Genomic DNA, 8,568 nt, shown 5'->3' with positions numbered 1-8,568 from the left:
GGCCGGTGCGGGGGCTTCCTCGTGTCCGTCAGGAGTTGTACGTCGACTGGGCGCGCTCCAGACCCTCGGCGATCAGACACTCCACGGAGTCCGCGGCCCGGTCCACGAACCAGTCCAGCTCCTTGCGCTCCGTGGAGGAGAAGTCCTTCAGCACGAAGTCCGCGACCTGCATCCGGCCCGGCGGACGTCCGATGCCGCAGCGCACCCGGTGGTAGTCGGGGCCCATGGACTTGGTCATCGACTTCAGGCCGTTGTGCCCGTTGTCCCCGCCGCCCAGCTTCAGGCGCAGCGTCGGGTAGTCGATGTCCAGCTCGTCGTGGACCGCGACGATCCGCTCCAGCGGCACCTTGTAGAAGTCGCGCAGCGCCGTCACCGGTCCGCCGGACAGGTTCATGTACGTCATCGGCTTGGCCAGCACCACCCGGCGGTTGGCCGGCCCCGGCGGGCCCATACGGCCCTCGACCACCTGGGCGCGGGCCTTGTGCGCCTTGAACTTCCCGCCGATCCGCTCCGCCAGCAGGTCGGCCACCATGAAGCCGATGTTGTGGCGGTTGCCCGCGTACTCCGGTCCCGGGTTCCCCAGGCCCACGATCAGCCAGGGCGCCGCGTCGTCCGACATCAAAAGCTCCTCGGTTCCTCTACGAAGACGACCGCCGTCCCGCTCCAGTGGAGCCGGACGGCGGTCGGTCAGCAACTGCTGAGGGGGTGGGGTGAGGCTCAGGCCTCGTCGCCCTCGGCGCCCTCGGCGGCCGGCTCCTCGGCCTGCGGGGCCACGACCTGCAGGACGGCGATGTCGCCGTCGACGGCCAGGGTGGTGCCCTTCGGGAGGACCAGGTCCGACGCGTGGATGGTGGCGCCGGCCTCGAGGCCCGCGATGGAGACGGTGACCTCGGTCGGGATGTGCGTGGCCTCAGCCTCGACGGAGATGGTGTTCTGGAGGGTCTCCAGCATGTTGCCGCCGGCGGCCAGCTCGCCCTCGGTGACGATCGCGACGTCGACGGTGACCTTCTCGCCCTTCTTGACGATCAGGAAGTCGACGTGGGAGATCGAGCGCTTCAGCGGGTGCTTCTGCACGGCCTTCGGGATGACCAGCTCGGTGCCGGCGTCGCCCATGTCCAGGGAGAGCAGGACGTTCGGGGTACGCAGCGCCAGCTGAAGGGCGTGGGCGTCGACGTTGACGTGCTTCGGGTCGGTGCCGTGGCCGTAGATGACGGCGGGGGTCAGGGCGTCGCGACGGGCCTGACGGGCAGAGCCCTTGCCGAAGGTGTCACGGATCTTGGCGGAAAGCTTGACCTCGGACATGCTCACTCCTCGTGGGGTGACGGAAATGGACGGAAGTCACCCGGCCGGAACGGCCTGCTACGAAGAGCGCGTCGATAACGGAGTATCCGTACCGCAAACAGGTACGGCCTCCCTCGCCGAGCAACTCATGGAGTGTACCCGGCGGGGGAGGCCGCACCAAAAAGGATCTACCGCGGAGCGGTCACCTCAGGTTCTACTGCTGCTCCTCGAAGAGGCTGGTGACCGAGCCGTCCTCGAAGACCTCGCGCACGGCGCGCGCGATCATCGGGGCGATCGACAGCACCGTGATCTTGTCGAGCTCCAGGTCGGACGGGTCCGGCAGGGTGTTCGTGAAGACGAACTCGCTGACCTTGGAGTTCTTCAGACGGTCGGCGGCCGGGCCCGACAGGATGCCGTGCGTGGCCGTCACGATGACGTCCTCCGCGCCGTGCGCGAAGAGCGCGTCGGCCGCGGCGCAGATGGTGCCACCGGTGTCGATCATGTCGTCGACCAGGACGCAGACGCGGCCCTTGACCTCACCGACGACCTCGTGGACGGTCACCTGGTTGGCGACGTCCTTGTCACGGCGCTTGTGCACGATCGCCAGCGGCGCGTCCAGACGGTCGCACCAGCGGTCGGCCACGCGCACGCGGCCGGCGTCCGGGGAGACGATCGTGAGCTTCGTGCGGTCCACCTTGGCGCCGACGTAGTCCGCGAGGACGTTCAGGGCCGAGAGGTGGTCCACCGGGCCGTCGAAGAAGCCCTGGATCTGGTCCGTGTGCAGGTCGACCGTGAGGATGCGGTCCGCGCCCGCGGTCTTCAGCAGGTCGGCGACCAGGCGGGCCGAGATCGGCTCGCGGCCCTTGTGCTTCTTGTCCTGACGGGCGTACCCGTAGGACGGGACGATCACGGTGATGGAGCGTGCCGACGCGCGCTTCAGCGCGTCGATCATGATCAGCTGCTCCATGATCCACTTGTTGATCGGAGCCGTGTGGCTCTGGATCAGGAAGCAGTCCGCGCCGCGAGCCGACTCCTGGAAGCGGACGTAGATCTCACCGTTCGCGAAGTCGAAAGCCTTGGTCGGCACGAGGCCGACTCCCAGCTGGTGCGCGACCTCCTCGGCCAGCTCGGGGTGGGCGCGGCCGGAGAAGAGCATCAGCTTCTTCTCGCCGGTCGTCTTGATCCCGGTCACAGCACTGTCTCCTCAGACGTGTTGAAGCTGCTCGCCCCCATGTGCGTCCGTCCCGCACACGGTGAGCCAGCCGAATTGCGTGCACCTATCACGGTACGCCGTCGCGGGCGTACCTGTTTCCGGTCAGTTCACCTCAGGGGCGCTCGGCGTCCTCCGAGGCCGCCGACTGCGCCGCCGTGGCAGCGGCACTGCCCGGACGCTTGCGGGCCACCCAGCCCTCGATATTCCGCTGCTGGCCACGGGCCACGGCCAGGGCGCCGGGCGGCACGTCCTTCGTGATCACGGATCCGGCGGCCGTGTAGGCGCCGTCCCCGATGGTGACGGGAGCCACAAACATGTTGTCCGAGCCCGTCTTGCAGTGTGAGCCGACGGTGGTGTGGTGCTTGTGCTCACCGTCGTAGTTCACGAACACGCTCGCGGCGCCGATGTTGGTGTACTCACCGATCGTCGCGTCGCCCACGTAGGACAGATGGGGGACCTTGGTGCCCTCGCCGATCGTCGCGTTCTTCATCTCGACGTACGTGCCGGCCTTGGCCTTGGCGCCGAGGTTCGTGCCGGGACGCAGGTAGGCGAAGGGGCCGACGCTCGCCTGCGGGCCCACGACCGCGCTCTCGGCGACCGTGTTGTCCACCCGGGCGCCCGCGCCCACGTGCGTGTCCTTGAGCCGGGTGTTGGGGCCGACCTCGGCGCCCTCGGCGATGTGCGTGGTGCCCAGCAGCTGGGTGCCGGGGTGCACGATCGCGTCCTGGCCGAAGGTGACGGTCACGTCGACGAAGGTGCCGGCCGGGTCGACGATCGTGACGCCCGCGAGCATGGCCTGCTCCAGCAGACGCGCGTTCAGCAGCGCGCGGGCCTCGGCGAGTTGGACGCGGTTGTTGATGCCGAGGATCTGCCGGTGGTCGCTGCCGACGGCCGCGCCGACGCGGTGCCCGGCCTCGCGCAGGATGCCGAGGACGTCGGTGAGGTACTCCTCGCCCTGGCTGTTGTCGGTACGGACCTTGCCGAGCGCGTCGGCGAGCAGGGCGCCGTCGAAGGCGAAGACGCCCGAGTTGATCTCGCGGATCGCGCGCTGGGCGTCGGAGGCGTCCTTGTGTTCGACGATGGCCGTCACGGCGCCGCCGGCGTCGCGGACGATGCGCCCGTAGCCGGTGGAGTCGGGGACCTCGGCGGTCAGCACGGTGACGGCGTTGCCGTCGGCCTCGTGCGTCCGCGCGAGCCGGGCCAGGGTCTCCCCGGTCAGCAGCGGGGTGTCGCCGCAGACGACGATCACGGTGCCGGCGATCGGGCCGCCGAGCTCTTCGAGCGCCATGCGGACGGCGTGTCCGGTGCCGTTCTGCTCGTACTGGACCGCGGTGCGGACGTCGGCGTCGATGCCGGCCAGGTGCGCGGTGACCTGCTCCCGGGCGTGCCCGACGACCACGACGAGGTGCTCGGGGTCCAGCTCGCGGGAGGCGGCGACGACGTGACCGACGAGCGAGCGCCCGCAGATCTCGTGGAGAACCTTGGGAGTCGCCGACTTCATGCGGGTGCCTTCACCCGCTGCGAGTACGACGACGGCTGCCGGGCGGTTGGCGCTCACGGGTGTGCCCTTCGGCTTCGGGGGTGGACCCGTGAAGGATACCGGGGCGTCGGTGCCCCCGAACGAACGCGGGTCCCGACCGTGAAGGTCCGGACCCGGAGTCGATCAGCTCCCCCGCCAGGACTCGAACCCGGACATAAGGCACCAAAAGCCTCAGTGCTGCCAATTACACCACAGGGGATAGTAAGTGTGGCTCAATCGGACATTTCGGCGTACCGATCAAGCTGGCCGTCCCTACTATGCCGTACCACCTGCCCTCACCGCGACGGTACCCGTGCCCGCCTTTTCGGTGGCGGGTATTTCCCCGGGGCGCCGCGCAGGCCGCCCGTACGCTGGACGGCATGACCGAAACGGGGGAAGTGGAAGGCAGGGCCGGCCCGCCTTTGTGGTGGGCGCGGCGGCGGGACGCCGTGTGGGACGTGGCGCTCGGCGGGGTGTCCGCCGTGGAGTGTGCCTGGGAGGGCGTGCCCTTCGCCGCCGAGGCGGGGCTGCCGACCACGGTCGGAGTGCTGTTCGGGTTCGTGGTGGGGGCCACGCTCGTGCTGCGGCGCCGGTGGCCGATCGCCGTGGTGCTCGTCGGGATCGCCGTGTCACCGGCCGCGATGGGCTTCCTGCTCGCGGTGGTCGGGATGTACACGCTGGCCTCCTCCGAGGTGCCCCGGCGGATCACGGCCACGCTGGCCTCGATGTCGCTGGCCGCGACCTTCGTCGTGATGTACATGCGCACCCGTGGGGACGTGGAGGCCGACCCGACGCTGGTGGTCGTGCTCTCCGTGTTCGTCGCGGTGGCGCTGACCGTGCCGCCGGTGCTGTTCGGGCTCTACATCGGGGCCCGGCGGCGACTGATGGAGAGCCTGCAGGAACGGGCGGACTCGCTGGAGCGGGAGCTGTCGCTGCTGGCGGACCGTGCGGAGGAGCGGGCCGAGTGGGCCCGTACGGAGGAGCGCACCCGGATCGCGCGGGAGATGCACGACGTGGTCGCCCACCGGGTGTCGCTGATGGTGGTGCACGCGGCCGCGCTGGAGGCGGTGGCCGTCAAGGACCCGGCGCGGGCCGCGAAGAACGCGGCCCTGGTGGGGGACATGGGACGGCAGGCGTTGACGGAACTGCGCGAGATGCTCGGCGTGCTCCGGGCGCCGTCCAAGCCGGCCCCGGCTCCGGTACCCGCGCCTTCCTTCGTGCCCGTCGCCGCGGTCGCGGCCGTCGGGGGTGCCTGCGGTACGGAGGACGGGCCCTCGCTCGGTGAGCTGGAGGCGCTGGTCGGCCAGTCGCGGGCGGCGGGGATGACCGTGGAGATGCTGGTGCACGGCGAGTGGGCGGCGTACGCGGCGGAGGTCGAGCAGACGGCGTTCCGCGTGGTGCAGGAGGCGCTCACCAACTGCCACAAGCACGCCCCGGGCGCACGGGTCGTGGTGCGGCTCGCGCACCGCGCGGGGGAGGTGGCCATGCAGGTGGAGAACGGCCCCTGCGACGGCAAGGCCCCCGAACCGGGCCTGCCGAGCGGAGGGAACGGACTGGTCGGGATGCGCGAGCGCGTCCTGGGCCTGGGCGGGGTGTTCGTGTCGGGCCCGACGGACGCGGGCGGCTTCAAGGTCTCGGCGGTCCTCCCGACCGCCTAGCCGGTCCCCGGGGTCCGGTCGCGGTGCGGGTCGCTCTGCGGGTTCAGCGGTCCGGGGCCGGGCCCCTGAGCCCGTGTGTGTCGCGGATCGGGGTCCGGTCGCGGTGCGGGTCGCTCTGCGGGTTCGGCGGTCGGAGGCCGGGCCCGTGAGCCCGTGTGTGTCGCGGATCGGGGTTCGGTCGCGGTGCGGGGCGGTCCGCGGAGCCGGGCAGGGGTGTCTCCTCGGCTCGCGCGATGCGGGCATGTCTCGGCTGTTCCCGGTGGTTGCGCGCTCGTCCTGCGGGGACACCCCTGCCCGTCCCCGCTCCCCACGCGTCGGGCCGGCTTCGGGGCCACTGTCGAAGTACTGCCGTGGGGCGGGGACGCGGCGGAGTGTCCCCGCAGGACGAGCGCGCACCACCGATCCACAGCCGAGACATGCCGTACCGCGCGAGCCGAGGAGACACTCCGGCGGGGCACCGCCCCACACCACCCAGCCCCGCCGGCGCTTGAGGCGCGGGTCCGGGCAGCGCCCGGCGGGGTCCGGGGCGGAGCCCCGGTACCACCGACCGGCCGGAGCTAAGTGGTCAGGCGGGTCGGCTGGAGGCCCGTCAGGAGGAGGGTGAGGGCCTCGTCGACGTTGGAGCCGAGGTACCAGTCGCCGGTGTGGTCGATGCCGTAGACGCGGCCCTCTCGGTCGATCCCGAGGTGGGAGCCGCCGTCAGCCTCGACGCCCAGCGGGCAGAGCTGGGTCGACAGCGCCCGGCCGAGGTCGGCGAAGGTGCGCGCGAGGTGCAGTCCGGTGAGCGGGTCGATCCGCACGGGCGTCGGGGCGATCTGGCGGCCGGAGCCGTGCCCGGCGACGGTCAGACCGCCGAACTCGGCCCACGCCTCGACGGCGGCGGGGAAGACGGTGTGCCGGTGACCGGCGGGCGTGGTGTGGTCCCGCATGGCGTCGGCCCAGTACTCGGCCTGCTTGATGTCCCACCGGCCGGGTTCCCAGCCGGCGGTGCGCAGGGCGGAGTCCACGGCGACCGGGAAACGGGTGGCCGAGGAGCGGTCGTAGGAGGCGGAGGCGCTGGTCATGGCTACTCGGAGGGGGTGAGGTCGACGGAGCGTACGCCGAAGTGGGCGAGGAGTGCGTCGCAGGAGCGGCAGGGCGGTGCGTAACTGCCGTGGAGGGGGTCGCCGTCCTCGCGGATGCGCCGCGCGGTGATCTTCGCGTGCTTGAGGGAGCGGCGGGCCTCGCTCGGCGAGAGGGGCTTGCGGGAGGCGCGGCGCGAGCGGGCGCCCTCGACGGCGGTCAGGTGGCGGGAGAGCAGGATCGCCTCCGGACATCGGCCGGTGAAGCGTTCGCGCTGGCCGCTGGTGAGGGTGTCGAGGAAGTCCTGGACGAGCGGGTGGAGCGCGGGCGGCTGGTCGGCCTTGCCGGCGGTGCCGGTGAGGGTTTCGCCGCGTACGGAGAGGGCGGCGGCGACGGTGGGGAGGATGCCGTCCCGGCGGAAGCGCAGGACGGGCACGGCGGGGCGACCGTCGGCGCTGCTCCAGCGCAGGCGGGGGTCGCCGGCGGGACCGGCGGCTTCGCCGGCCGGGCCCGCGGCGCCGGGTGCGCCGGGTGCGCCCGGTGCGCCCGGTGCGCCTGGTGCGTCCGGCGTGGTGTCGCCGGATTCTGTACGTGTTGCCGTGTTGTGCATGGTCGCGCTTTCCCTCCCGTGGCGGCGGTTGACCGCTGTCGCTCACGCCCCCGTGCTGCGGGGACAGCCTGTCAAATGTCACCTGTCATGCGGAAGCGGGGTCGAATATTCGTATCAATTCGGATGTTCCTGGCCCTCGGGCGGGTGCGCCGGTCGGGCGCGGGTGAGGCTCTTGCCCCAGCGCATAGGCTGTGGTGAACCAGCCAGATCCAGCAGGGGGCTACCGCCATGACGACAGGTCGGCACGGGCAGCAGGCCGCGCCACCCAACGCCGCTTACTCGGGGCAGGTCGTGCATTTCCCGGACCCGGTCCGGGCCGCTCGGCATCCTCACGGGGTGCGGATGGACGGCAATGGGCATCCGGACTTCTCCGCCTACGCGCGCGCGGCCGTGGAGATCGCCGAACCGCCGGAGGGCTTCGGCATGGACGAGCTGCGGCTGACGGACTACGTGTCCGCGAACGCGGCGATGAAAGCCGCCGGGCACGAGCTGTGGGACACGGTCGGGCCGGTGGCGACCCCGCACGGCTGGACCTGGCACCACGTGGCCGGTTCGCGGCGCATGGAGCTGGTCCCGGTCGAGGTGAAGGCGCTGCTGCGGCATCACGCGGGCCTGACGACGGCGCCGGTGGACCACGAGAAGCGCGGTACGCGGCCGCTCCAGGAGGTGCGCCCGGCGCACATGGGGCTGCCGAAGTCGGTGGTGTCGGTCGCCGAGGAGCAGGTCCAGGGCGTCGAGGAGGACCTCGGCTACCGGCTGCCGGAGGCGTACCGCTCGTTCCTGAAGGCCGCGGGCGGCTGCGCACCGGTCGGCGCGGGCCTGGACGTGGACCTCGGTCTGCTGGTGGACCAGCCGTTCTTCACGGTGCGTGAGGAGGCGGCGATCAACGACCTCGTCTACGTCAACAAGTGTCTGCGCGACCACCTGACGAAGGACTACCTGTGCGTGGCCTTCGCCCAGGGCGGGCTGCTCGCGCTGAAGGTCAAGGGTGAGGGCATCGGCTCGGTGTGGTTCTCCCCGTACGACGATGCCCGCGACCGGGACGGCTGGTCGGTCCAGGAGCGCGTGGAGCGGTTGTTGCTGCCCTGCGGTGCTGATTTCGACGCCTTTCTCGAACGGCTGGCCGGTAACCCGCCGGAGCTGGAGACGGTGGCCGGTCTGATGGTGGACGGCGGATTCGCACGTTCGGTTCCGGTGTCGGGTTCGGCACCGGTGGAGGGGTGAG

General features: G+C 71.4%; 8 protein-coding genes and 1 tRNA gene. 2 read left to right on the top strand and 7 right to left on the bottom strand.

Annotated elements, in window-relative coordinates; all coding sequences use genetic code 11:
- Positions 1–28: 28 nt before the first annotated feature.
- The 5 genes from pth to AB8A24_RS11265 all read right to left on the bottom strand — a co-directional run bounded on the left by pth (position 29) and on the right by AB8A24_RS11265 (position 4,233).
- Positions 29–619 (bottom strand): aminoacyl-tRNA hydrolase, encoded by a 591-nt coding sequence (gene pth / locus AB8A24_RS11285; protein ID WP_109780297.1) that lies wholly within the window; start codon positions 617–619, stop codon positions 29–31.
- Between the two features lie 98 nt (positions 620–717).
- The gene (locus AB8A24_RS11280) at positions 718–1,302 is read right to left on the bottom strand and encodes a 50S ribosomal protein L25/general stress protein Ctc (protein WP_328963073.1); all 585 of its coding nucleotides are present in this window, start codon (positions 1,300–1,302) and stop codon (positions 718–720) included.
- Positions 1,303–1,495: 193 nt separating this feature from the next.
- Entirely contained in the window at positions 1,496–2,473 is a 978-nt protein-coding gene (locus AB8A24_RS11275) for a ribose-phosphate diphosphokinase (RefSeq protein ID WP_030716976.1), read from the bottom strand.
- A 133-nt stretch (positions 2,474–2,606) separates the two neighbouring features.
- Complete coding sequence (gene glmU / locus AB8A24_RS11270; RefSeq protein ID WP_328963074.1) at positions 2,607–4,052, bottom strand: bifunctional UDP-N-acetylglucosamine diphosphorylase/glucosamine-1-phosphate N-acetyltransferase GlmU; 1,446 nt, start codon at positions 4,050–4,052, stop codon at positions 2,607–2,609.
- Between the two features lie 109 nt (positions 4,053–4,161).
- A tRNA-Gln gene (locus tag AB8A24_RS11265) sits at positions 4,162–4,233 on the bottom strand.
- Between the two features lie 160 nt (positions 4,234–4,393).
- On the opposite strand from AB8A24_RS11265, the gene AB8A24_RS11260 reads away from it, so the two are divergent.
- Positions 4,394–5,671, top strand: a complete 1,278-nt coding sequence (locus AB8A24_RS11260; protein WP_328963075.1) for a histidine kinase — start codon at positions 4,394–4,396, stop codon at positions 5,669–5,671.
- A gap of 557 nt (positions 5,672–6,228) precedes the next feature.
- On the opposite strand, the gene AB8A24_RS11255 is transcribed toward AB8A24_RS11260, so the two are convergent.
- Positions 6,229–6,735: an SUKH-3 domain-containing protein gene (locus tag AB8A24_RS11255; RefSeq protein WP_369475445.1), complete on the bottom strand. Its 507-nt coding sequence runs from the start codon at positions 6,733–6,735 to the stop codon at positions 6,229–6,231.
- A 2-nt stretch (positions 6,736–6,737) separates the two neighbouring features.
- Positions 6,738–7,343: a YwqJ-related putative deaminase gene (locus AB8A24_RS11250; protein ID WP_369475444.1), complete on the bottom strand. Its 606-nt coding sequence runs from the start codon at positions 7,341–7,343 to the stop codon at positions 6,738–6,740.
- Positions 7,344–7,571: 228 nt separating this feature from the next.
- On the opposite strand from AB8A24_RS11250, the gene AB8A24_RS11245 reads away from it, so the two are divergent.
- Complete coding sequence (locus AB8A24_RS11245) at positions 7,572–8,567, top strand: SMI1/KNR4 family protein (RefSeq protein ID WP_369475443.1); 996 nt, start codon at positions 7,572–7,574, stop codon at positions 8,565–8,567.
- The last annotated feature ends 1 nt before the right edge of the window (position 8,568 follow it).

The sequence above is a fragment of the Streptomyces sp. BF23-19 genome (assembly GCF_041106355.1).
Lineage (GTDB): Bacteria > Actinomycetota > Actinomycetes > Streptomycetales > Streptomycetaceae > Streptomyces > Streptomyces virginiae_A.
This window is presented reverse-complemented; position numbering and strand designations above follow the sequence as displayed.